Genomic DNA, 23925 nt, shown 5'->3' with positions numbered 1-23925 from the left:
AATGATTTTCCATAATTAAATCAGCTGACAAGACCTCTGCCACAATAATCATCATCCAGAATTAAATCTTCCAAAACTTTATTTTTTTTGGTTTGCAACGTTAAACTAAAATACTTATATAAAGAATCAGCAATCACCAAAGATGGGTTAAAATCAAAATACATATTTTTACGTATGCCAATTGCATCTTGCACAAACTCTATTGCTCCTTTTTGCAATAAATTACGTGTTGATTGAGATGCAAGTTCTCTGTCTGATAAACTCTTAAATATCTTATTTAATTTATTATTCTCATCAATTACATATTTAATAATTTGAGAGTCATTTGCACTTAATAATTTTTCTAACTCAAAACTATGAGAATAAATTTTCGAATCACAAAATAAATCATTGCCATTATTGACATAACAGCCTTTTATTTTCACATTGTTTGCTAAGCCTTCTATACTTGACACTATCGTTGCAAAATAATATCCATGAATTGGCTTTTTTAATAGTTTATTTAATGCTCTTTGTATAGTTCCTGAATATCCTATATCAACTACAGCACAGCTATTATTTGAAAGCAGACCAACTTCTTCCAAATATATCATTAATGCTTGTTTCTCTGTTTTGGCTTCACGCATTATGTCTGCTTGAAGAAATTCTAATAAAGGTAGTATTTTTTCAATATTTTTGTTTTTTATGGTTAATTTTTCATCCTTAACCCATAAATTTTTACGATAAATTTCTGCCCATTTTTCAGAATCTAAATTTAAGCCAAATCGCTCCGTAAAATAATTTTGAATATCATTTCCAAAGTAATTTTTTTCAGCAATAGCTCTAATATCTTCCGTTAAAGTGATATCTGGGACTGTTACACACCGACGAGACAGTTGCAAATAATTACTTTCAGGACTATCTGTTTGTATGGAACTCCATAAATCATATACTTGCTTGATAAATTTACCTTCTCTAGCTAAAAAATACAATTTATCTATTTTATCTACTTTAGCTTGTTCAATTAACCATTGGCAAAAAGCACTTACTACAGGGCCTACAAGATTGTAGCCTAACTTATAGGGATCTGAACTAAACAATTTCAATATTTCAGATTTATTTTTAAATGAAAAGACACTATTTAGATTTTTTCTTATTAAAAGTCCAGCTGTTAATTCGTTATTAATATCACTTTTTATCAGTTCATGGTCTAAAATCTTTGAATATTCAGGTAAATTATAAGCCAAATCACAAGCTCGAAGTAAATGAAGACATTTTATGCCAAAGTTATCTGCGGGCAATTGCAAATCTGAACGCTCGTTATCACCTACCATGATTACTTCTGTACCATTTGCATTTTCTTTATCCAGCATGTACTCATAAAGCTTTCCATTATCTTTACGTAGCCCGATTTCCGAAGACAAATATAGCTCATCCCATTTATTAATATCATTCTGGAAAAGCATTTTTTCAATAATAGGTCTTGATAAAAACATATCGCTAATTAAAATAACCTTTTTTCCAAGGTATTTAGCAAATTCCATCATTTCAACAACGTCATTTCTAGCAATTACTGAAGAGAATTCAGTTTTTTCTTCTATCTTTTGAATTTTTTTAATTTTATCTTCAGATAAAGATGATAAAATTCCAAATTGTTTATATATTTCATTTATTGATACATCTTTTCCCTTTTTATTTCTGGCCTGAACTTCTGCAATTGATCGATATTTTTTAAAAGCATGCTTACTCTCATCATCAAGAGACATAGTGACTATTTTTTTAGTATGCTCAGGATTCAATAAAGGTCTGACTAGTAATGTATCAAAAATATCAAAAGCGATAATTTTAATTTCTTTATTATCAAACATAGGTTTATAAAAATCTACTGTCCGATTAAGATATTGCTCATCAAAACGATATGTTGACCAAGATAAATGCTCTAAATCTTTAATAATAATTGATTTGTATCCAATTTGTAATGGTACTATCCCAAGTAATCTTTCAAGAGCGTGGGCTAAAGTTCCATCAGTTTGCCCTTGTTCTTCTGGAAAATCTTCATGTTTAAGATTCAAATCAAATAAAGGTTGTATGGCAGCAGTTTTTGCCCAAAACATTGAACCAGCTGGAAAATTAAAATATCCATCGATCATCGGCAATTTCATTCTGTCTAATAATTGTTGACCTTGTGATCTATTAGCTAACCATGTAAAAGCAGCAGATGGTAAACGATAAAACATTTGTGGGTAAATTATTCCTAATTTTTTATCTTCTGCAAATAAAGTAAATATTCGTTTAATATTTAATGATGATCCTAATAAAGTATTGAATAAATATTCTCTCCAACCATTTGTAGCCCCATTATTATACTTAGATTTTTTACTTTGAAAATGTGCAATGTAATCATATTTCCTTAGCTCATGTCCAAATTCTACAAACATAGGCGCAATATCACGCCCTCGATTTGACACAATCTTAATTACAGTCTGTTTAATATTTTTTATTTTTTTAAATTTTTGCTGACATTTTTTTAGTGTGTCTTCATTTGGTACTGATATAAATAAATCAAATTTAAAAGGTATTTTTGATAACTGAATAACAAATTCATTAATCAAATCACTATAAAATATGTGGCAATGTATTCCAATAGATCCAGGCTGTGATTTTAAATTACCACTCTGCTGGGTTATATCTAATAACAGGCAATTATTTTCATATGTCAAATAATTTTTATCTTGTTTATTCAATAAAACTCTTGGATGATTTTTAAACCAACTTGGGTGGACTTTAATTGCCCAATCCAGCAAAGCTGGTTGCCATCGTTTAGGAAATTGATAATAAAGCATCCTTAGTATGCCACGTATAGCCTTCTTAAATGGTTTTATTGCTTCTTTTTTGCGTCCTTTTAGCATTAAAGAAAAAAACCGTAATGGTTGAATATCCCATATTGAAGGACGTTCAACAAATTGCTTTAAAATTTGTTGTTGCATTTTTAGAAGATTTGAATGAATGATATCATTTTTTTCATCATTGTAATCAATACGTTCTGTTATTGTTTTAATCAGTTGTTTCTGTATATCTAGTTTTGACTCTATGATCTCATTTTTTTCAATAGCATAAGAAAGACGATCTGTTATCATTTTCACAAATTGATTATTATGATCAATGATTTCATTCTGCTTATTTTCAATAAATTTTTTAATACAATCAAATTCTTGATCAATATTTACATTTAATTTATTTTGTGAAAGATTATCATTACAATTTAATTCTGTTTTTAAGTATACTAATTCACCCAGACGAGCAAATAACCTTGCGACTAAAGCATCAGAATTTGCATTTTCAGTTTTTAATTTTTCAGTTAAAATTACCTTACTTGCATTACCAACAAATAATACACCTAATCCATGTGAATGTTTAAATTCATAATTTGGATATTGTGTACATAGTTCTTCCCATAATTTCCACACTCCAAAATTTCTTTCTCGAACATTAATATCATGAAATAATATAATGCCATTTTCAGACATTTTGGATAACCAGTTTTTAAAATCATGCTCGACAACATCGTAAGTATGAAAGCCATCAATATGTAATAAATCGATACTTTTCTCGCTAAAATATGTATTAGCCTCATCAAATGTCATGCGCATTAGATTAGAGAATCCTGCATAATGTTCATTATGATATTTAGCTAATTGATTAAATACTTCCTCATCATAATTACCTGCATGTTCATCTCCTTTCCATGTATCAACCGCATAGCATTTAGTACCAATACCATTTTCTGCAACAGCTTGACACATAGCCAAATATGAGTTTCCAGAGTGAGTTCCTAGTTCTACAATTACATTAGGTTGTTGTTCTTCAACAAGCCAACTCACAAATGGTATATGTCCACACCATCCATAAGGCCATGTTAGCTTACGTGGCTCAGTTAGCATAGAATTATTAATTTGAAACATTTTATATTACCTATTAACAATAAAGATTAAAATCTTACTAATTTTAGACTAGATCAAATTTTGATTATTATAATAAATATTTATCTTTTATTGTATAAAACAATACTTTTTTAATCAATTTAATTAGTTGAAACAAATTTATTTGGCGTCTAATTTTTAATAGTAAAATTATAAGTGTTAATTCAAATTTTAATTGAGTCATAAAATTATTTTTTGTTATTAATTCAAAGCTTTTACTTAGAGTGATTGCTTTGCAAAATTCATGCTATTATTGAGACTAGTTTCTTGTTTAAGATTTAAAACATTCATGACGACTATTTTTTGGTTAACCTTGATAATTTTAGTTATTGCTCTTGTTTGCATTTCTCATTTAATTTCACGTCAAAATTTATTACAGGAACGTCAGGCTGGGCACGTTCGTCTGTCGGAAGCAACAAATGAACTGGTTCGTATTCAAACAGAAGCAAATAATTTACAACAAATTAATCAAAATAATGAAGCTGAACTGAGCCACTGCCGTCAGGAATTACAGCTTGTTCACAAGCGTTTGAGTACTGCTGAGGCTGTTAATACTCAATTAGTCAATGTTCAGGAAACGTTACAACAGGAGCGGCAGCAATATCGTTTAGCTTCAGAACGATATCAAGTTATTTCTACTAAACTGGCTACGGCAGAACAACAGTTACAAAACTGGCAGTTGCGTGGTGAGGAATGGCGCTTGCGTGAAGAAGAATATACGCAGGTTCAGGAAGAATTAAATCATGCACGTGTGGAAAATAGTCGTCTGGCTACTCAGCTTCAGCATGAACGCGAGGCATATGAAGAAAAACTGGCGCTTTTAAATGAGGCTCGTACTAGTCTCAGTGATCAGTTTAAGTCACTCGCTAATGACATTTTGGAAGAGAAGAGTAAACGCTTTAGTGAGCAGAATCAGGCCAGTCTTAGCCAATTGCTGAATCCTTTGCACGAGCGCATGCAAGGTTTCAGTCAACTGGTGCAAAATACCTATGAAAAAGAGGCAAAAGAGCGTACTACTCTGGAAACTGAGCTAAAGCACTTACAGCAATTAAACGCTCAATTGCATAGTGATGCTAAAGCACTTACTGATGCTCTGTCTGGTACCCAGAATAAGAGTCAGGGCAACTGGGGTGAAATGATTCTGGAAAAGGTATTGGAAAATTCTGGTTTGCATAAGGGGCGAGAGTATGTTTTACAAGCTTCTTCTACTATTATTGATGAATTTGGCCACAAGCGCCGGTTACAACCAGATGTACTGATAAATCTACCAGAAAATAAGCAGATCGTTATTGATGCCAAAACATCGCTTACGGCTTATATTCGCTATACTCAGGCAACTGATGCTAGTAGTGCTGATAAGGCACTGGCGGCGCATATTCAGTCGGTACGTCAGCATATTAAAGAACTTTCAACCAAATGTTATGATGAAATTGATGGACTAAACACGCTGGACTTTGTGTTTATGTTTATTCCGGTTGAACCAGCGTATTTACTTGCTCTGCAACAGGATAATCACCTGTTTGATGATTGTTTTCAGAAGCGGATTATGCTGGTAGGCCCCAGTACTTTGCTGGCTACGCTGCGTACGATTGCTCATATCTGGCGTAGTGAACAACAAAATCAGAATGCTTTGACCATCGCAAAAGAAGGTGGCAAGTTGTATGACAAATTTGTCGGCTTTGTAAGTACTCTGGAAGGTGTGGGTAAAAATCTGGATCAGGCACAGGGACAATTTCAGAAAGCTATGGGGCAATTGGTAAATGGCCGTGGGAATCTGGTGAGTAAGGCAAATAAATTACGTAAATTAGGTGTGCAGAGCGGCAAAAGTTTACCAGAACACTATCAATGCTCAGAAGAGGACGAAGAAGAATTGCCGCTAGTTACTACGGATTCTCTCTAAAAGCGATGTAGATTCACGATTTATTTATCTTTTTTGTATTAATAATTTACATATTACCTGATATAAGCCAGGATATCAGGAGCTTTATGCTATTTCAAACTGGCGTACAATAGTAGTTTATTACCATTGCGTTGTCTTTTTTAATAAATTGCGCCAATTGCATAAATAATTTAGGTTTATTTAAAATTTTCAAGCATATGCAATTTGCTGTAGGATGATATTTGTATGGTTCAGAATAAGACTCAATTAACTACATCTTTATGGCATAGAATTTTTAGCCGTCATATGCTGATTTGTGTGTTTACGGGTTTTAGTTCTGGTTTACCGTTATATTTTCTGATTAACCTGATTCCGGCATGGCTGCGTAATGAAGGTGTAGATTTAGCTACTATTGGTCTGTTTTCAATCGTTGGTTTACCTTTTACCTGGAAATTCTTATGGTCGCCACTGATGGATGCGGTTCATTTTCCATGGTTGGGGAGACGACGAGGCTGGATGTTTGTCACACAGATTGCCCTATTATTGGCATTACTGGGTTATACAGGGCTTAATCCGCAACAAAATATGACTGCAATTAAGACTCTATCTCTGTTTGTGGCTTTTTTTGCTGCCAGTCAGGATATTGTACTGGATGCTTACCGGCGTGAAATACTACAGGATAATGAGCTAGGGCTAGGCAATGCGATCCATGTGAATGCTTATCGTATTGCGGCACTTGTGCCCGGTTCTTTGGCGCTCATACTAACTGGTTTATATTCGTGGCCAACGGTATTTGCCATTACAGCATTATTTATGTTGCCAGGCCTGTTTATGACGCTCTTTCTGGCACATGAACCACAGTTGCCAGCAACAACGCCAAAATCTTTTAAACAGACAGTTATTGAACCTTTTAAAGAGTTTTTTGTACGCAAGGGAGTTAAAAATGCCTTGCTGGTACTGTTTTTTATTTTCCTGTATAAACTTGGTGATAGTATGGCCACTGCGCTAGCTACACCCTTTTATTTGGATATGGGCTTTAGTAACGAAAATATTGGTCTGATTGCCAAAAATGCTGGTTTATGGCCAACAATTATTGCGGGTATTCTGGGCGGTATCTGGATGATTAAACTGGGTATTAACCGTGCTTTATGGTTATTCGGATTGGTGCAATTGTTTTCTATTCTGGGTTTCACTTGGCTGGCTAGTCAGGGGCCTTTTACAGTTATCGGTGCAAAACAGCTGGTGATACTGGCTGTTGTTATTGGATTTGAAGCTATTGGTGTAGGTTTGGGCACAGCTGCTTTTGTGGCTTATATGGCGCGGGAAACCACTCCTGCCTTTACAGCGACACAACTGGCACTTTTTACCAGTCTTGCTGCAATACCAAGAACCTTGATTAACGCGACAACAGGATATTTGATTAATTGGTTGGGCTATGTGAATTTTTTCTGGCTATGTTTTTTTCTGGCCTTGCCGGGTATGCTGTTGTTAGTAAAGGTTGCACCGTGGAATAAAAAGGTAACTAATGCCTAAATATTTATTACTCATGATTCAACACGCAAAAACGTTACCAGACATTTATCTAAAGCTGATTAATATATCAAGTTATTTAAATAGCAATTAAAATATTATTTTTAACAATGACAATTTTTAATTGCTATTTAAATTTGGATATCATGAGAATATGGTATGGTCTGATCAACGCAAAAATGGATTGTGTGCTTTTTCATGACCAATAGTAGTCATAAATCCATGCCCAGATAAAACACGTGTATCATCGGGGAGTGTAAACAATTTACTCTGGATTCCTTGAATTAAATCATGATGATTTCCACCCGGAAAATCAGTACGGCCAATAGATTCGCGAAATAAAACATCACCAGCAATCAATAGGCTATTTGCCTGACTGTAAAACACGACATGTCCAGGGGTATGCCCGGGTACGTGATAGACAATAAATGTATGTTCACCAACAGTTAACTCATCACCATCCTGTAACCAACGAGTAGGCGTTAATGCCTGACAAACAGGAAAACCATAATTAGCAGTCACTTCTGGTAATGCCTGCAACCAGTAATCATCTGCCTGATTAGGCCCCAATACTGGGACAGCTTGCCTAGCAATTAAATCTGCCACACCGCTAACATGGTCAAGATGGCCGTGTGTTAACCAGATGGCCTGTAGTTTAAGCTGATGCTTAGCTACTGCTCCCAACAAACGGTCAGCTTCACCACCGACATCAGTTAATACAGCGTCCTTATTAACATCATCCCATAGTAGTGCCGCATTCTGTTGAAATGGTGTCACGGGTATAATCTGCATTTGTAAAGCCATTTTTTTCCTTTACTCCACTATTTATTCATAGTGGCAGGGCTTTGCTTAAAAAATACATGCTCATGCATAAGAGCAAACATGCAAAGCTTTTTTTCAACATTACTGGTGAAAGCCAATGTGCTACTTTTGCTCCCTGCCTAGCTGTAATAAAGCTCATTACACTAATGCCAACAAAAGCATAAATATGGATATAACCAATAGTATGGGCTATATGAGTTTGTTCATGTGCACCAAAAAACATAAAGCCTAAAGCACCTGTAATTGCAACTGGTAAACCACAAGCAGCAGAGGAACCTACTGCTTGTGGCATTGCTAGCCCGCAACGGTTCAGATAGGGTACGGTTAAGCTGCCTCCGCCAATGCCAAATAGGGCAGATGCTATGCCGATAATAGCTCCGGCAAACCAATGCCAGTGTGAATTAATAGATTGTCTGTGCTGCACGCTGATTTTCGTCCGAGAGCTGCGGAACATGCTGATACCAACGAATAAGGTAAAAATACTAATAACCAGTTGTAGTTTCTGACCAGATAAAGCATCAGCAATAGCTGTGCCCCCGAATGAACCCAATATGAGTCCGGGAGTTAAACGTCCTACTACCGGCCAGAGCACTGCATGGTTTTTATTATGAGCCAGCATAGAGCTAATGGAGGTAATGATGATGGTGGCCAGTGATGTACCCAGAGCCAGATGCATGGTTACTGCTTCATCATAACCGGCGCGCATGAAGACAACATACAGAACAGGCACGACAATCAATCCACCGCCAACCCCAAACAGGCCGGCGGCAAAGCCTGCTACAGCACCTATCAATAAGTAAGTAAGCAGTTCCATAGACAGATTGATTAAACATTAATGCTGTTATGCGCTAATGGTTAAGCTAAAATTGCATTATTTCTGAAAGATAATAGCTTAATATTAATGGCGGAAATGACGCACGCCGGTTACTACCATTGCAATACCATGCTCATTGGCCGCAGCAATTACTTCCTCATCACGTACTGAACCACCAGGCTGAATAATGGCCTTAATACCTTGAGCAGCAATTACATCCACCCCATCTCTAAATGGGAAAAATGCATCTGAAGCAGCACAGGCACCAGCAAGTTCAAAGCCTGCATCCTCTGCTTTACGCGCGGCAATCCGAGTTGAATCAACCCGACTCATTTGTCCGGCCCCTATACCGTAGGTTTGCCCCCCCTTACCAAACACAATTGCATTTGATTTCACGCACTTAGCCACTTTCCACACAAATAGCAAATCTTGCATTTCTTGCTCAGTAGGTGCTCGCGTTGTGACTATCTGTAGTTCGTCCGTTTCTATCTGATGATTGTCTGGGGTCTGTACCAGTAATCCGCCGCCTACACGTTTTAGTTCAAACTGATTTGCTCCGGCAGATAAAGGAATTTCGAGTACACGCACATTCTTCTTAGCTGCTATGATGGCTTTTGCTTCGGCAGTAAATCCGGGAGCCATTAATACTTCAAGAAACTGTCCGGTAACGGCTTCTACTGTCGCTGCATCTACTTCGCGGTTAAAAGCAATAATGCCGCCAAAAGCACTGGTTTTATCGGTAGCAAATGCCAACCGGTATGCGTTTAGGGTATCAGTAGCCACTGCTACCCCACAAGGATTAGCATGTTTGACGATAACACAGGCAGGCTGGGTGAAAGATTTAACTGCTTCCCAAGCTGCGTCGGCGTCAGCAATATTGTTATATGATAGTTCTTTCCCCTGCAATTGCTGATAATTGGCCAGACTACCGGCTGCCGGGTGTAAATCACAATAAAAGGCAGCTTGCTGGTGCGGATTTTCGCCATAGCGTAAATCCTGTACTTTCAGCCAGCTTTGATTATATTGCTGGGGGAAAGTATGTAAATCTGGTTTTCCAGACAATTTTTCATCATCAACACGAGTCAAATAATTGGCAATCATGCCATCATATTGCGCTGTATGCGCAAAAGCTTTACGTGACAGATTAAAACGGGTCTGCTCTGACAGACAGCCCTGCTGCTGTATTTCTGCAATAATTGCCGCATAATCATTACTGTCTGTAACAATGGCTACGTTACGCCAGTTTTTAGCAGCGGAACGCACCATTGTCGGACCACCAATATCAATATTTTCGATGGCATCTTCCAGCGTACAATCTGGTTTCGCCACTGTTGCAGCAAACGGATACAAATTCACACATACTAGATCTATAGTGCCAATATCATGCGCTGCCATTTGTGCCATGTGTTCAGGACAATCACGCCGTCCCAAAATACCACCATGAATTTTGGGATGTAATGTCTTTACCCGCCCATCCAGCATTTCTGGAAAACCGGTATAGTCCGCTACCTCAGTCACCGCAATGCCCGCATTGGCCAATAAACTGGCTGTTCCCCCAGTTGAGAGCAATTCAACTCCTAGTTGCGTTAGCTGGTGTGCAAAATCTATCACACCGTTTTTGTCTGATACACTCAACAATGCCCGTTTGATTACAGCCATGACTTCTTCCTTAATATACAAATATTACTGATTCAATCCAGCAAATGATACTGCGTTAATTTTTTTCGTAGTGTATTACGATTTAAACCAAGAATCTGTGCGGCGCGAGTCTGATTGTGCTCACAAACCTCCATTACACAACGTAATAGCGGTAATTCCATCTGCTGCAACACCATATCATAAACAGCGCAAGGGGTTTCACCATCCAAATCTGCAAAATATTGCCGTACATTTGCCTCTATACATTGAGCGATACTAACTTTAGATGCTTCACTCATTTACATTTTCCTCATATGACAGGGCAAACTGCTTACTGGTTCCGATAGGCACACGGCCATGTAGCTAATTGTGCTACCTGCCTGTCTAAAAAGTTATTAACCAAATGCAACTGCATTTGCGCATCATCTACTGTATTAATTTGCCTGCGAAAATGCTCACCTCCCGGCAATGCAGCCACATACCAGCCAATATGCTTACGAGCAATACGTACACCCATAACTATGCCATAAAAATCATGCATAGCAGCGATATGACGAACTATAACCTGAGCATGCTCTGCTACGGTCAGAGAAGGTGGCAAACAACCACACTTATGGTAATGTATCAAGTCACGAAACAGCCACGGTTGTCCTTGAGCTGCGCGTCCAATCATTACACCGTCTGCACCAGTCTTGCACCAAACTCTTAATGCTTTTTGCGGGCTGGTAATATCACCATTAACCCACAATGGCAAGCTAACCTGCTGTCGTACCTGTGTAATCAACTCATAACTGGCTTCTCCACGATACATTTGTGTACGTGTACGGCCATGTATAGCAAGAGCAGCAATTCCTGCCCTTTCTGCCATATGCGCAATAGTCACAACATTACGATGCTCATCATCCCAGCCCAGACGGGTCTTCAGAGTTACTGGCACATCAACAGCACCAACAACTGCCTGCAAAATTGCCTCAACCAGCGATTCATTTTGTAATAAGGCACTACCTGCCAGCACATTACATACTTTTTTCGCCGGACAACCCATATTGATATCAATTACCGCTGCACCACGGGCTACATTATAGCGTGCAGCTTCTGCCAATTGCTGCGGGTTACTGCCAGCAATCTGTACTACTCTGATACCATCCTCACCCTCATAATTAGCGCGCTGTAAAGTCTTGCGTGTTTGCTGCAAATCTGGGTCACTGGTAATCATTTCACTCACTGCCCAGCCTGCACCAAATTCACGACATAACTGACGAAAAGGCTTATCAGTTATGCCTGCCATTGGTGCCAGCGCAAAAGGAGCAGTAAGCTGATAACGACCAATTTGCATAATCAGTAAATCAAATATGGGGAAATAGTATTCAGATATGGATTATTGTACAATTTTTAAGCAGCCGTTCCAAACACAAATACAATTATTTAATTAAAATATTGATTAAAATAATAAATAATTTTAGAAAATTGAAATGGTATCAGCCTACAATTGCGCCGCGTGACAACAATATTGCGGCGGTTAAGTAATTCGTATCAGAACAAGAACAATAAGGCTGAATAAACACACATTGAATAATCGATAAACCGCTAACAATTAACTGTAGATCACACTTACTTGTGAAATCTGCCAACTACCTGCTGGTATATAATTTAATATGTTGAAACAAATGGATTTATAATAAAAAATTAGCGGCAGATACAACGACAAAAGCATTGTGTGCAAGATAACAATTTATACAGTTCTCAATATTTATTAATTAATTGAACAAAGAGAAAAACTATACTTAAAGGCATATTAAAACTTCCGCTAAACCCAAAACTGTTCAGTTCTTTACCATTAGTAGGAGCTCTTTGAATAAAGCTGGATACAGTTACATAAATAAAATAAACAATATCATTAACATACAACAATTCAGCTAACAGCTACGCTATCCATTGAAGAATATGTTGTTGAATTTTTTCAGGACTTAATCCGATTTGATCAAGTAGTCGTGTTGTGTCACCATGTTCAGTAACTATATCAGGTATCCCCAATGTCAATACCGGTTTGTTCTGGTTATGCTGTGCCAGTACTTCAAGGACAGCACTTCCTGCACCACCAATCTTGCTGTTTTCTTCAAGCGTAACTAAATAGTCATGTTCTGCAGCTAGCTGTAGTAATAATTCTGTATCCAGTGGCTTGACAAAGCGCATGTCTGCTACAGTAGCATCAATTGCATTAGCTACAGTAAGGGCTGGTTGCACCATACTGCCAAATGCTATCAAAGCAATTTTACCTCCCTGACGACGCAGTACTCCCTTGCCAATTTTTACAGTGGCCAAATCAGTTCCCGCATCTACACCTGTACCTATACCACGAGGATAACGCACTGCCGCAGGTTGATTAAGCTGATAGCAGCTTGATAACAACAAACGGCACTCTCGCTCATCACTGGGCACTGCAATTACCAGATTAGGTACACAGCGCAGATAACTCAAATCATAAACACCTGCATGTGTTGGGCCATCTGCACCAACAATTCCGCCGCGGTCGATTGCAAACAAAACCGGCAAATTTTGTAAAGCCACATCATGAATCAACTGATCATAAGCTCGTTGCAGGAAAGTGGAGTAAATAGCTACCACCGGTTTCATCTGCTCACAAGCCAATCCAGCAGCAAAAGTTACTGCATGTTGCTCTGCAATGCCGACATCAAAATAACGTGTCGGATATCGCTGGGCAAATTCTACCAGACCACTACCCTCACGCATGGCGGGCGTAATCGCCAATAAATTTTGATCTACTGCTGCCTGATCTATTATCCATTGACCAAAGATCTGTGTGTAAGTAGGTTTAGTCGTTGTCGCAGGCGAACACAAACCCTGCTGCGGATCAAAAGCACTAACGGCATGAAAGGTAACCGGGTCATTTTCTGCCAGTTTATAACCATGACCTTTTTTAGTAATGATGTGCAACAATTGCGGCCCTTTACGGTTACGCATTTCCTGAAGCACGTCTACTAGTTGAATGACATCATGCCCATCAATCGGCCCTGAATAAGTAAAACCGAAATTATCGAATAATGACAGCGTTTCAGAACTGGTACTTTCTTCAATCAAACCTTTGATTTTATTTTCCACTCGCTGCGCCACATCTAGAGCACCCGGCACCAGACCTAATACCTTTTCTGATTTATGCTTAATTGATTTCACCAGCCCTTTAACATCATGCAAAGGGTTTTTTGCCAGATACTTAGGTAAAGCACCGACATTCGGAGAAATAGACATCTCATTGTCATTAAGAATAACCAGCAAATCAATATCCATATCACCGGCATTATTTAATGCTTCAAATGCCTGTCCCGCTGTCATTGCACCATCACCAATAATAGCAACATTACGGTTGGTTTTATGCTGTAATTTATCGGCCACTGCCATGCCTAGTGCAGCACCAATCGATGTAGAAGAATGACCAACACCAAACACATCATATTCCGACTCGCTACGTTTGGGAAAACCGGCCAGCCCACCACATTGCCGCATAGTGGCCATACGTCTTTTACGTCCGGTCAGGATTTTATGCGGATAACTCTGATGCCCTACGTCCCAGATCAGATGATCTTGCGGAGTGTGATATACATAGTGCAAGGCAACTGTTAACTCAACCGCACCCAGATTACTGGCAAAGTGCCCTCCCGTTTTGCTCACTGATTCCAGTAAATAAGCGCGTAACTCATTTACCAGCTGAGGTAACTGGTTCTTTTGCAAACGGCGCACATCCTGTGGTAAATCAATAGCATCAAGTAGAGGGGTAGGATTCATAATCAGACTTTACTTATTATTAATGTAGATAACAGGTCATATGCCTGCCAAACGAAGTGCAAAGTAATTATATACTAGCATACCCCTATACAGGGGTATTCTTTCTATGTCAAGAAATTATTTATATCCTGAACAATTAAAATAATTTGGATACATCATGGTTGTTAAGACATGCATTCAAATTATCTGTTTCTCATCAGGATTACTCACGATGATACGGATGATTATGTAAAATCGACTGAGCACGATAAAGCTGTTCAGTTAACAGTACACGTACCATCCCATGTGGTAAAGTCAGACTGGAAAGGCGTACTAACAGATTTGCCCGCTGTTTTAAACTCGCAGTCATCCCATCAGCACCACCAATAACAAAACACAGATTATCCCCCTGCTGCTGCCATTTTTTTAACCAGTCCGCCAGCTCCATGGACGTTGGTGCTTTCCCACGTTCATCCAGTACAATTAGATAACTATGTGGTGGAATTGCTGCAACAATACGTTCCTCTTCAGCTGCCATTGCCTGTGCCGCATTAACACCCGCACCGCGTTTTTCCGGTTTGATTTCCCTGAGCTGAAACTGAATCTCACGGCCAAACCTTTTACTATAATCGGCCACCGCATAATCCACCCATTGCGGCATTTTCGTTCCCACCGCCAGTACTGTAATATTCATTCAATTCCAATAAATGTAGCATCCAGCAAACATCAATCTGCTGCTTGCCATGGTTTAGCCGCACCTGCATGAAAAGAAGGCTTTTCTCCGCCCCATAAAGCTTCAATATCATAATAGTCACGCACCGCAGGCTGCATCACATGTACAACCAGATCACCAGCATCAACCAGTGCCCATTCACCACTATCAAGGCCTTCCGTGCTAATAATTTCGTAACCAGCCTCTTTTAAATCTACAGCAACATTATTTGCCAGCGCCTTTACCTGACGCGTACTGTCACCACTGGCAATAATCATCCGGGAGAACAGCGAAGTTTGTGCCGATGTATCCAATACAATAATGTCCTTACCTTTAACATCTTCAAGTGCATTAACGCTAATGGCTACCATATTGTCCCATTGAGCGATAAGATTTTCATCCATACAGTAAATATCCTATTGAGTTGAAAGCATTTCCTGCTCAGAAACACCTTATAATATGCAAATTATGCCTGATAAAGGTGTTCGCGGTCGATATATTCCGCCACACCAGCCGGCACGTCATCATGATTGCCCTTCGACCATTGCACACGAATATCAGTCGAACTTACCGGTAAAAAAGACGCCTGCAATAACACCGCGCGTCCGCCATCATTACCGTCCGGTGTAGTCAGATTTTTGGCTAATGCATCAGGCAACCATTGCTGTAATGCCACCGGCAAAGCAGCTAAGCCCTGCCCGCCACGTTGAGCAATAGCCAGATTAACACTTTGCAATAAAGCCCGATAACGATGCCAGTCTGGTAGTTGTAACAATGAATCCATTCCCAGTAACCACCATAACTGTGCCTGCGCAAATACCTGACGAAACAGAGATACAGTATCAATCGTATAAGTGGGTCCATTGCGAGCCACATCACAATCAGACACACTAAAGCGTTCATCTACGACTATCGTCTGCTCCACCATAGCCAGACGTTGTGCAGCTGTAGTACGGGTAGCAACCTGTTTATGGTATGGATCACCTGCTGGAATAAAAATAACACTATCCAGCTTTAATTCATCAGCAAAAGCCTGCGCGATATGAATATGGCCATTGTGTGGCGGATCAAAAGTACCACCAAACAAACCAATACGTTTCATATTTTATTTCCATTAACCACAATATTCAGCTTACCGGTAATAGGGTGAATGACCAGACCATGTACTTTAATCTCACCAGGCATCAGTGGGTGTTTTCGTATCATATTAACCGAATGCATAATCGCATCTTCCACACTATCAAAATCGGTGAGCCACTTATGAAAATCTACACCAGCATTTTCCAGAATTTCAAGACGCTCATCACTGACACCCCGGGCACGCATTCGATCAAGCATATCAGGAACATGTAACTCCTGCATACCACAATCATAATGCCCGATCACCATAATTTCATGTACATGCATCTCATATACAGCCACCAACAATGAGCGCATCACTGAACCCCACGGATGAGTAACCAAAGCACCCGCATTACGAATCACCTTGGCATCTCCATTTTTCAGCCCCAGAGCACGCGGTAACAAATCCAGAATTCGTGCATCCATACAGGAAACAATGGCCAGATTCTTTTCTGGATACTTGTCCGTAAAAAACTGCTCATACTCTTCAGCATCAACAAATTTCTGATTAAAGTCCATAATCTCATCAATTAAAGACATAATTTCTCCCTTTTCATTTATATAATAGTTGCATTCGGCTCAATATATTGGCACATCAGCCCACAATATATAGCTCCAAAGTATTCAGGCAGCCGCAACGGCTGCCTGTTACAAACCGGATTATCTTACGCCCCTAGCCAGAGCAATTTAAATGCCCACAATATAGCAATAATCCACACCATGTAAGATACTTCTTTAACCTTACCACAGAACAATTTGATCAGTGCGTAACTGATAAAGCCCATCGCAATACCATCTGCAATAGAATAGGCAAAAGGCATAAAAATCAGAGTAAAGAATGCCGGCGCAGCCTCAGTAACATCTTTCCAGTCAATTTCCGTCATACTGCGCATCATCAGCACCCCCACATATAACAATGCAGGAGCAGTAGCATACTCTGGAACACTAGCCGCCAGCTTAGAAAACCATAGACTTGCCAGCATCAAAATGCCAACTACTACTGCGGTCAAACCTGTGCGGCCACCGACAGCAGCTCCAGCTGCTGATTCCACATAGGCAGTTGTAGAAGAAGTACCGAGGCCGGCACCGACCACAATTGCCGTCGAATCAGCCAGCAACGCTTTTTTTACTCGTGGTAGCTTACCATCTACCAGTAAACCTGCACGACCAGAAACACCAATCAGAACACCGGTGCTGTCAAACAAATCCACAAAGAAAAATACAAAAATAACACTAACCAGACTCATGGTAAATAAATCATGAAAGTCTAGCTGTAAAAAAGTCGGAGCTAACGAAGGAACTGGAGCGAATACACCTTGAAACTGATTGATTCCCAGTACCGAAGCAATAGCAGTAATTACCAAAATCCCAATAATGATCCCGCCACGCACCCGAAAATGTTCCAGAGCAACAATCAGACAGAAACCAACAATTGCCAAAAGCACCTTAGGAGAATGGATATCGCCCAAACTAACCAGCGTAGCTGGATTAGATACCACGACACCAGCACTTTTTAGAGCCACCAAGGCAAGAAACAAACCAATGCCGCCGCCAATAGAATATTTGAGAGAATTCGGTAGCGAATTAACTATCGCCTCGCGCACTTTAAACAAACTTAGAATAATAAAAATGATACCGGAAACACAAACCGCTCCCAATGCTACCTGCCACGGAATACCCATCCCTTTTACCACAGCATAAGTGAAATAAGCATTCAATCCCATTCCGGGTGCCAGAGCAATCGGATAGTTTGCTATCAGCCCCATCATCATGCAAGCAAACGCAGCAGAAATACAGGTAGCCACAAAAACCGCACCGAAATCCATACCCGCTTCTTGGAGAATAGTGGGATTAACTACCAAAATATAACTCATTGCCAAAAAAGTGGTCAGGCCGGCTAACACCTCCGTGCGCACACTGCTGCCACTTTCTTTAATTTTAAAAAAACGATCCAAAAAAGAAGTACCCGCTGGGTTCATGCCAATTCCTTTTAATACCGAAAAAAGGCCAGATAAAACCGGTTATTGCAAAAAATCTTTACCAATAACCGGACAATAAAAATTCAAATAAATATTGCATCAAAATCCGACAACATGCACAGCCTTTATACCTGTATTAATATGTACATATTTCTGTATCCAGACAAATGGATTAATGCAGCGTTTTTCCTCTATTTTGCAGATTGGTAACTTACTCAGCTAAAACTATTTTTCCGCGCAACGAAAACGTATGCGCTTCAGTAATTTCCAGCTCTACCATTTGATTAATCAAACGTGGATGCCCTGTAAAGTTAACTACACGATTATTCGCAGTACGTGCTTGTAGTTGATCTGGATCCTTTTTTGATACACCCTCTACCAGACAACGCTGCACACTACCAAGCATAGATTGATTAATGCGTGCTGTTTCAGCCTCAATCACCGTATTCAAGGCTTCCAAACGACGTACTTTTTCAGCATGTGGCGTATCATCTGGTAAATTTGCTGCTGGCGTACCCGGACGCGGACTATAAATAAATACAAAGCTCAAATCAAAAGCCAAGTCCTGCACCAGCTTCAAAGTCTGCTCAAACTCACGTTCCGTTTCTCCAGGAAATCCTACAATGAAGTCAGAGCTTAAACACAAATCCGGCCGGATAGCACGCAATTTACGAATAATATGCTTATACTCTAATGCAGTATAACCCCGCTTCATCGCTGTTAAAACACGGTCAGAACCAGATTGAACCGGCAGGTGCAAATGCGATACCAATTTCGGCAAATCGCGATAGCATTCGATAATGGCATCAGAAAATTCACGTGGATGACTAGTGGTAAAGCGTAAGCGCTCAATGCCGGGGATCTCGTGAACTATGCGTAACAAAGTAGCAAAATCGCAGATTTCCCCATCACCCATATCCCCGCGATAGGCATTCACATTTTGCCCAAGAAGATTAATTTCCTTAACCCCTTGTTGCGCTAAACCAGCTATTTCAGTTAATACATCTTCCAGCGGACGTGAAAACTCTTCACCACGGGTATAAGGTACAACACAAAAACTGCAATACTTGGAGCAGCCTTCCATAATCGATACAAACGCTGCACCGCCTTCAACCCGTGCCGGCGGTAAATGATCAAATTTCTCAATTTCTGGAAAAGAGATGTCTACCTGTGACAGACCACTGGTTTCCTTATCCAGAATCATCTGAGGCAACCGGTGTAAAGTCTGTGGACCAAACACCACATCGACATAAGGTGCGCGCTGAATAATTGCCTCGCCTTCCTGTGAAGCAACACAGCCACCAACCCCGATAATCAGATCCGGATTTTTGGCTTTTAATGGCCTGATACGTCCTAAATCTGAGAATACTTTTTCCTGAGCTTTTTCCCGAACTGAGCAAGTATTGAATAGAATTATATCTGCATCTTCAGCTCGATCAGTGCGTTCAAGTGATTGTCCTTCAGCCAGTACAGACAGCATTTTTTCACTGTCATATTCATTCATCTGACAACCAAAGGTTCGTATAAATACTTTTTTCATAACACCTAACAATATTAATCAACCTGAGGATTATTCGGACGAATTAATGCATCCTGTTCCTCATCTGTCAATATCCAAATTTCTTGAATCTTATTAGTTCTATCAAACCGTACAGCTACTGGCACATTTCTAAATCGGTACAAATTGTTATAAGTAACAAAACGATTATAAGTATCATGCACCCGTACAGCCTTACTTAGCTGGAATGTTTTATTACCATTAACCAAGCCCAGACTCAAAGTACGTAACCAAGCTTTTTTGGCTGTTCCTAAAACTACCTGCTGGCCTTTAGCATTCTTCAATACAACAATATGAACATCGTTAGGCAAAATACGACCAGCCCATGCAAATGAAGAAGTCAAAAAAATCAGACTATATATAGCCAAACGCAAATATTTCATGCTTTCTCCTTTAATAACAATGGTCAACTTAACGACAACAATTATACGCAGAAGACAAACTACAAACAGCTTTCAAAACAAAAAATAGCCTTCTAAAAAGCTAAGAACTTGGATAAAAACACAATTTTGTTAATTCAAACAAAAATATCTTACAGAAAATCAAGAAAAAAATTCAATTCACGTCAAAAATCAGCTAATTTCCAACATCTGCAATTAATAACAACTAAATATGTGTTTTAAAAGTTACTGTAAAAGAGCATAAATATCAAAGACCAGCAGCCATACTATATAAATTACAAGCTTTGACTATCAAATGAAAATGTAATGCCTTAAATTCAATATAGAAAGCGTATACTACATATCAGTATGTAACAGAGTTAGTAAATTAACCTTATCAAATTAATCTTCAAATATATAAATTAAGAAAAAAATTATCAAAGCTATTAAGTAAACTGAAGGCAAAACATCAAAATGAAACAAGCCAGCCTAAAAGGCTGGCTTGTTCGTGAAGTCTGATTACTCAGCTACAACTTCTGTTTCAGGAGCTTTCTCAACTAACTCAACTAAGGCTAGTGGAGCATTATCACCTTTACGAAAACCATATTTCAAGATGCGCAGATAGCCACCATTACGATTAGCAAAGCGCGGGCCTAACTCATTAAATAATTTTACAACAACATCACGATCACGTGTACGATCAAAAGCTAAACGGTGATTAGCCAATGAAGGTTTTTTACCCAAAGTAATCAATGGTTCAGCTACGCGGCGTAACTCTTTTGCTTTAGGCAAAGTAGTTACGATTGCTTCGTGAGTCAACAAAGAATTGGCCATATTACGCAACATAGCAGCACGATGACTACTTGTGCGATTTAATTTGCGGTTACCATTACGATGACGCATGTCATTATCCTTTAATCATCAAACTTGTGGCTTTTCAAGGCTGGCCGGTGGCCAAGCTTCAAGCTTTGAACCCAACGTTAAACCCTTAGAAGCTAAAACTTCTTTGATTTCATTCAGAGATTTTCTACCCAGATTAGGGGTTTTCAATAATTCAGTCTCTGTGCGTTGAATCAAATCGCCAATATAGTAAATATCTTCAGCTTTCAAGCAGTTTGCTGAACGAACGGTCAACTCCAGATCATCAACTGGACGAAGCAAAATCGGATCAATTGGTGGTTCTTTTTCTTCCACCACCGCAACCGGCGTGCCCTGTAAATCTGCAAAAATTGACATCTGGTCAATTAAAATACAGGCCGCACTGCGAACCGCTTCCTCTGGATCGATAGCACCATTAGTTTCAATATCCAGAACCAGACGATCTAAATCAGTGCGTTGTTCCACGCGCGCAGGTTCTACTTCAAAGCTGACACGACTGATAGGCGAAAAGCTTGCATCTAGTTGAATAGCGCCGATACGTTTGTGGTCGTCTTTATTCCGACGTCCAGACACAGATTCATAACCTCGACCTTGTTCAACCTTAATTTCCATATTGATACTACCACCTTCAGAAAGATGGCAGATAACGTAATCAGGGTTAACAATTTCGACATCATGTGGTAACTCAATATCAGCAGCAGTAACAACACCAGCTCCTGATTTTTTCAGACTTAAAGTTACTTCTGTGCGACCATGCACCTTAAATACTACGCCTTTCAGATTAAGCAGGATATCAACCACATCCTCCTGCACACTGTCAAGCGTAGAGTACTCATGCAATACGCCTTCAATCGTTACTTCTGTCGACGCATAACCATTCATTGATGACAGTAAGATACGACGCAAAGCATTTCCCAACGTATGGCCGAAACCACGTTCAAAAGGCTCCATAGACACTTTGGCACGGGTAGCAGACAAGGTGTCCACGTCAATTTGACGCGGCTTCAAGAATTCGGATGTGTTTTGCATTTAACTGTCCTCACTTAACCAGCTTTATTTAGAGTAAAACTCTACCACCAGCTGTTCATTAATATCGCCACTCAATTCAGTGCGATCTGGCATGTTTTTGAAAACACCTTCCAGCTTGCCTTCTTCAACAGAAACCCAGCTTGGCAAGCCAATCTGACTAGCAAGACTGAATGCTTCCTGAATACGCACCTGTTTTTTGGCTTTTTCGCGAACAGCAACAACATCACCAGCTTTTACCTGAAAAGAAGGAATGTTCACAACTTGGCCGTTCACAGTAATGGCTTTGTGGGATACCAACTGACGAGCCTCGGCGCGTGTAGAACCGAAACCCATACGATATACCACATTATCTAAACGAGATTCCAACAACTGAAGCAACAATTCACCAGTCGAACCTTTACGACGGGCTGCTTCAGCAAAATAACGGCGAAACTGACGTTCTAAAACACCGTAGATACGGCGGATTTTCTGTTTTTCACGCAATTGCAAACCATAGCCAGATAACCGAGGCTTTTTCGCGCCATGCTGACCAGGAGCAGAGTCCAGTTTACATTTAGAATCCAGAGAGCGACGTGCACTCTTCAGAAACAGATCAGTGCCCTCACGACGGGCTAATTTACATTTCGGGCCGGTATAACGTGCCATACTCAAATACTCCTGTTAGATACGACGTTTTTTAGGTGGCCGACAACCATTGTGTGGCAATGGAGTAACGTCTGTAATACTGGTAATCTTAAAACCAAGAGCGTTAAGCGCACGTACAGAAGATTCGCGACCAGGACCCGGCCCCTTAATGCGAACTTCCAAATTTTTTACGCCATACTCTTGGGCAACTTTACCAGCTGCTTCTGCCGCAACCTGAGCGGCAAATGGTGTGCTCTTACGTGATCCTTTAAAACCAGCTCCGCCAGAGGTAGCCCAAGATAATGCATTGCCCTGACGATCAGTGATAGTAATGATGGTATTATTGAAAGATGCATGCACATGCACAATACCTTCACTTACGGATTTACGTACTTTCTTGCGCACACGAGCTGTGTTTGCTTTAGCCATTATTGTTCCTTATCAATTATTTCTTGCCTGCAATCGCCTTACGCGGACCTTTACGTGTACGCGCATTGGTACGAGTACGTTGACCACGACATGGTAAACCACGACGATGACGCAGACCACGATAACAGCCCATGTCCATCAAACGTTTGATGTTCATGGTCACTTCACGACGCAAATCACCTTCTACATGGTATTTGGTAATTTGTTCACGTAAAGCATCAAGTTGAGCCTCGTCCAAATCTTTAACTTTAGTGCTCGGCACAACGCCGGCAGCTTCGCAAACCAGTTTAGCGCGAGACGAACCAATACCATAAATAGCCTGAAGGCCAATTACGATATGGGCATTGTTAGGGATATTCACCCCTGCAATACGAGCCATATTTTTTCCTTAGGGCAAAAATTCTGTCACTATAACACAAAGACTTAAGGTTATCCAATTAGCCTTGGCGTTGTTTATGACGAGGGTCAGTACAAATCACTCGCACAACGCGGTTGCGACGAATGATTTTACAATTGCGGCAAATTTTCTTTACCGACGGCTGAACGCGCATATTATTTCCTTTCTACTCTTAGCGGGCGCGGAAAACGATGCGTGCACGAGTCAAATCGTACGGAGTCAATTCCACAGTCACTTTATCTCCTGGAGAAATGCGGATGTAATGCATACGCATTTTTCCAGAGATATGACCCAAAACGACGTGATCGTTTTCTAGTTTAACTTTAAAAGTTGCGTTGGGCAGGGTTTCAAGGATTTCACCCTGCATCTGTATGGTATCTTCTTTAGCCATAAT

Annotated in this window: 23 protein-coding genes; 2 read left to right on the top strand and 21 right to left on the bottom strand. The window is 39.8% G+C overall.

Annotated elements, in window-relative coordinates; translation table 11 throughout:
* Nucleotides 1-20: 20 nt before the first annotated feature.
* Complete coding sequence (locus BHC51_RS10960) at nt 21-3941, bottom strand: HAD-IA family hydrolase (protein WP_100154008.1); 3921 nt, start codon at nt 3939-3941, stop codon at nt 21-23.
* A 481-nt stretch (nt 3942-4422) separates the two neighbouring features.
* Between BHC51_RS10960 and rmuC the strand changes: the two genes are divergently transcribed.
* Both rmuC and BHC51_RS10950 read left to right on the top strand, forming a co-directional pair.
* Entirely contained in the window at nt 4423-5859 is a 1437-nt protein-coding gene (rmuC, locus tag BHC51_RS10955) for a DNA recombination protein RmuC (RefSeq protein ID WP_445081788.1), read from the top strand.
* A gap of 225 nt (nt 5860-6084) precedes the next feature.
* Nucleotides 6085-7371 carry an AmpG family muropeptide MFS transporter gene (locus tag BHC51_RS10950; RefSeq protein ID WP_100154006.1) on the top strand — a complete coding sequence of 429 codons (1287 nt, stop codon included), beginning with the start codon at nt 6085-6087 and terminating at the stop codon, nt 7369-7371.
* A gap of 165 nt (nt 7372-7536) precedes the next feature.
* Here the strand turns inward: BHC51_RS10950 and BHC51_RS10945 are convergent, their stop codons facing one another.
* The 20 genes from BHC51_RS10945 to infA form a co-directional block, all read right to left on the bottom strand.
* Nucleotides 7537-8172, bottom strand: coding sequence for an MBL fold metallo-hydrolase (locus BHC51_RS10945; RefSeq protein ID WP_100100541.1), 636 nt, complete (start codon nt 8170-8172; stop codon nt 7537-7539).
* A 25-nt stretch (nt 8173-8197) separates the two neighbouring features.
* Nucleotides 8198-9004, bottom strand: a complete 807-nt coding sequence (locus BHC51_RS10940) for a sulfite exporter TauE/SafE family protein (protein ID WP_100154005.1) — start codon at nt 9002-9004, stop codon at nt 8198-8200.
* An 84-nt stretch (nt 9005-9088) separates the two neighbouring features.
* Nucleotides 9089-10663: a bifunctional phosphoribosylaminoimidazolecarboxamide formyltransferase/IMP cyclohydrolase gene (purH, locus tag BHC51_RS10935; protein WP_100154004.1), complete on the bottom strand. Its 1575-nt coding sequence runs from the start codon at nt 10661-10663 to the stop codon at nt 9089-9091.
* A gap of 32 nt (nt 10664-10695) precedes the next feature.
* Nucleotides 10696-10941: a helix-turn-helix domain-containing protein gene (locus BHC51_RS10930; RefSeq protein ID WP_100100544.1), complete on the bottom strand. Its 246-nt coding sequence runs from the start codon at nt 10939-10941 to the stop codon at nt 10696-10698.
* 32 nt (nt 10942-10973) lie between these two features.
* Nucleotides 10974-11978, bottom strand: coding sequence for a tRNA dihydrouridine synthase DusB (dusB, locus tag BHC51_RS10925; RefSeq protein WP_100154003.1), 1005 nt, complete (start codon nt 11976-11978; stop codon nt 10974-10976).
* Nucleotides 11979-12565: 587 nt separating this feature from the next.
* Nucleotides 12566-14443, bottom strand: coding sequence for a 1-deoxy-D-xylulose-5-phosphate synthase (gene dxs, locus BHC51_RS10920; RefSeq protein ID WP_100154002.1), 1878 nt, complete (start codon nt 14441-14443; stop codon nt 12566-12568).
* Between the two features lie 202 nt (nt 14444-14645).
* Nucleotides 14646-15116: a 23S rRNA (pseudouridine(1915)-N(3))-methyltransferase RlmH gene (gene rlmH / locus BHC51_RS10915; RefSeq protein ID WP_100124004.1), complete on the bottom strand. Its 471-nt coding sequence runs from the start codon at nt 15114-15116 to the stop codon at nt 14646-14648.
* A 32-nt stretch (nt 15117-15148) separates the two neighbouring features.
* Entirely contained in the window at nt 15149-15538 is a 390-nt protein-coding gene (gene rsfS / locus BHC51_RS10910) for a ribosome silencing factor (protein WP_100100548.1), read from the bottom strand.
* A 62-nt stretch (nt 15539-15600) separates the two neighbouring features.
* Complete coding sequence (gene nadD, locus BHC51_RS10905; protein WP_100135847.1) at nt 15601-16236, bottom strand: nicotinate-nucleotide adenylyltransferase; 636 nt, start codon at nt 16234-16236, stop codon at nt 15601-15603.
* On the bottom strand, nt 16233-16796 hold the full coding sequence (locus tag BHC51_RS10900) for a beta-class carbonic anhydrase (protein ID WP_100135848.1): 564 nt from the start codon (nt 16794-16796) through the stop codon (nt 16233-16235). The genes nadD and BHC51_RS10900 overlap by 4 nt, the downstream gene beginning before the upstream one ends.
* Nucleotides 16797-16921: 125 nt before the next feature.
* Nucleotides 16922-18235, bottom strand: coding sequence for an NCS2 family permease (locus BHC51_RS10895; protein WP_100124006.1), 1314 nt, complete (start codon nt 18233-18235; stop codon nt 16922-16924).
* Between the two features lie 211 nt (nt 18236-18446).
* A complete protein-coding gene (miaB, locus tag BHC51_RS10890; RefSeq protein WP_100100552.1) occupies nt 18447-19775 on the bottom strand; it encodes a tRNA (N6-isopentenyl adenosine(37)-C2)-methylthiotransferase MiaB in 1329 nt (442 codons plus the stop codon).
* A 14-nt stretch (nt 19776-19789) separates the two neighbouring features.
* Nucleotides 19790-20176 carry a hypothetical protein gene (locus BHC51_RS10885; RefSeq protein WP_100124008.1) on the bottom strand — a complete coding sequence of 129 codons (387 nt, stop codon included), beginning with the start codon at nt 20174-20176 and terminating at the stop codon, nt 19790-19792.
* Nucleotides 20177-20692: 516 nt separating this feature from the next.
* Nucleotides 20693-21076 (bottom strand): 50S ribosomal protein L17, encoded by a 384-nt coding sequence (gene rplQ / locus BHC51_RS10880; RefSeq protein WP_100100554.1) that lies wholly within the window; start codon nt 21074-21076, stop codon nt 20693-20695.
* Nucleotides 21077-21094: 18 nt separating this feature from the next.
* A complete protein-coding gene (locus BHC51_RS10875; RefSeq protein WP_093092405.1) occupies nt 21095-22081 on the bottom strand; it encodes a DNA-directed RNA polymerase subunit alpha in 987 nt (328 codons plus the stop codon).
* A 24-nt stretch (nt 22082-22105) separates the two neighbouring features.
* A complete protein-coding gene (gene rpsD, locus BHC51_RS10870; RefSeq protein WP_025331687.1) occupies nt 22106-22726 on the bottom strand; it encodes a 30S ribosomal protein S4 in 621 nt (206 codons plus the stop codon).
* 15 nt (nt 22727-22741) lie between these two features.
* A complete protein-coding gene (rpsK, locus tag BHC51_RS10865) occupies nt 22742-23134 on the bottom strand; it encodes a 30S ribosomal protein S11 (protein WP_025331688.1) in 393 nt (130 codons plus the stop codon).
* 16 nt (nt 23135-23150) lie between these two features.
* Nucleotides 23151-23513, bottom strand: coding sequence for a 30S ribosomal protein S13 (gene rpsM / locus BHC51_RS10860; protein ID WP_100154001.1), 363 nt, complete (start codon nt 23511-23513; stop codon nt 23151-23153).
* Between the two features lie 58 nt (nt 23514-23571).
* Entirely contained in the window at nt 23572-23685 is a 114-nt protein-coding gene (gene rpmJ, locus BHC51_RS10855; protein WP_003697674.1) for a 50S ribosomal protein L36, read from the bottom strand.
* Between the two features lie 18 nt (nt 23686-23703).
* Nucleotides 23704-23922, bottom strand: coding sequence for a translation initiation factor IF-1 (gene infA / locus BHC51_RS10850; protein ID WP_003684714.1), 219 nt, complete (start codon nt 23920-23922; stop codon nt 23704-23706).
* Between the last annotated feature and the right edge of the window lie 3 nt (nt 23923-23925).

It is taken from the genome of Snodgrassella alvi, from assembly GCF_002777745.1.
Lineage (GTDB): Bacteria > Pseudomonadota > Gammaproteobacteria > Burkholderiales > Neisseriaceae > Snodgrassella > Snodgrassella alvi_D.
Note: the sequence above shows the minus strand (reverse complement) of the source record. Positions and strands in the feature narration are given on the sequence as shown.

Excerpts from the sequence above, each read along its gene's own strand:
- BHC51_RS10960 (WP_100154008.1), bottom strand. The coding sequence starts at position 3,941 with ATGTTTCAAATTAATAATTCTATGCTAACTGAGCCACGTAAGCTAACA.
- BHC51_RS10950 (WP_100154006.1), top strand. The coding sequence starts at position 6,085 with ATGGTTCAGAATAAGACTCAATTAACTACATCTTTATGGCATAGAATT.
- BHC51_RS10945 (WP_100100541.1), bottom strand. The coding sequence starts at position 8,172 with ATGGCTTTACAAATGCAGATTATACCCGTGACACCATTTCAACAGAAT.
- BHC51_RS10940 (WP_100154005.1), bottom strand. The coding sequence starts at position 9,004 with ATGGAACTGCTTACTTACTTATTGATAGGTGCTGTAGCAGGCTTTGCC.
- purH (WP_100154004.1), bottom strand. The coding sequence starts at position 10,663 with ATGGCTGTAATCAAACGGGCATTGTTGAGTGTATCAGACAAAAACGGT.
- BHC51_RS10930 (WP_100100544.1), bottom strand. The coding sequence starts at position 10,941 with ATGAGTGAAGCATCTAAAGTTAGTATCGCTCAATGTATAGAGGCAAAT.
- dusB (WP_100154003.1), bottom strand. The coding sequence starts at position 11,978 with ATGCAAATTGGTCGTTATCAGCTTACTGCTCCTTTTGCGCTGGCACCA.
- dxs (WP_100154002.1), bottom strand. The coding sequence starts at position 14,443 with ATGAATCCTACCCCTCTACTTGATGCTATTGATTTACCACAGGATGTG.
- rlmH (WP_100124004.1), bottom strand. The coding sequence starts at position 15,116 with ATGAATATTACAGTACTGGCGGTGGGAACGAAAATGCCGCAATGGGTG.
- rsfS (WP_100100548.1), bottom strand. The coding sequence starts at position 15,538 with ATGGATGAAAATCTTATCGCTCAATGGGACAATATGGTAGCCATTAGC.
- nadD (WP_100135847.1), bottom strand. The coding sequence starts at position 16,236 with ATGAAACGTATTGGTTTGTTTGGTGGTACTTTTGATCCGCCACACAAT.
- BHC51_RS10900 (WP_100135848.1), bottom strand. The coding sequence starts at position 16,796 with ATGTCTTTAATTGATGAGATTATGGACTTTAATCAGAAATTTGTTGAT.
- BHC51_RS10895 (WP_100124006.1), bottom strand. The coding sequence starts at position 18,235 with ATGAACCCAGCGGGTACTTCTTTTTTGGATCGTTTTTTTAAAATTAAA.
- miaB (WP_100100552.1), bottom strand. The coding sequence starts at position 19,775 with ATGAAAAAAGTATTTATACGAACCTTTGGTTGTCAGATGAATGAATAT.
- BHC51_RS10885 (WP_100124008.1), bottom strand. The coding sequence starts at position 20,176 with ATGAAATATTTGCGTTTGGCTATATATAGTCTGATTTTTTTGACTTCT.
- rplQ (WP_100100554.1), bottom strand. The coding sequence starts at position 21,076 with ATGCGTCATCGTAATGGTAACCGCAAATTAAATCGCACAAGTAGTCAT.
- BHC51_RS10875 (WP_093092405.1), bottom strand. The coding sequence starts at position 22,081 with ATGCAAAACACATCCGAATTCTTGAAGCCGCGTCAAATTGACGTGGAC.
- rpsD (WP_025331687.1), bottom strand. The coding sequence starts at position 22,726 with ATGGCACGTTATACCGGCCCGAAATGTAAATTAGCCCGTCGTGAGGGC.
- rpsK (WP_025331688.1), bottom strand. The coding sequence starts at position 23,134 with ATGGCTAAAGCAAACACAGCTCGTGTGCGCAAGAAAGTACGTAAATCC.
- rpsM (WP_100154001.1), bottom strand. The coding sequence starts at position 23,513 with ATGGCTCGTATTGCAGGGGTGAATATCCCTAACAATGCCCATATCGTA.
- rpmJ (WP_003697674.1), bottom strand. The coding sequence starts at position 23,685 with ATGCGCGTTCAGCCGTCGGTAAAGAAAATTTGCCGCAATTGTAAAATC.
- infA (WP_003684714.1), bottom strand. The coding sequence starts at position 23,922 with ATGGCTAAAGAAGATACCATACAGATGCAGGGTGAAATCCTTGAAACC.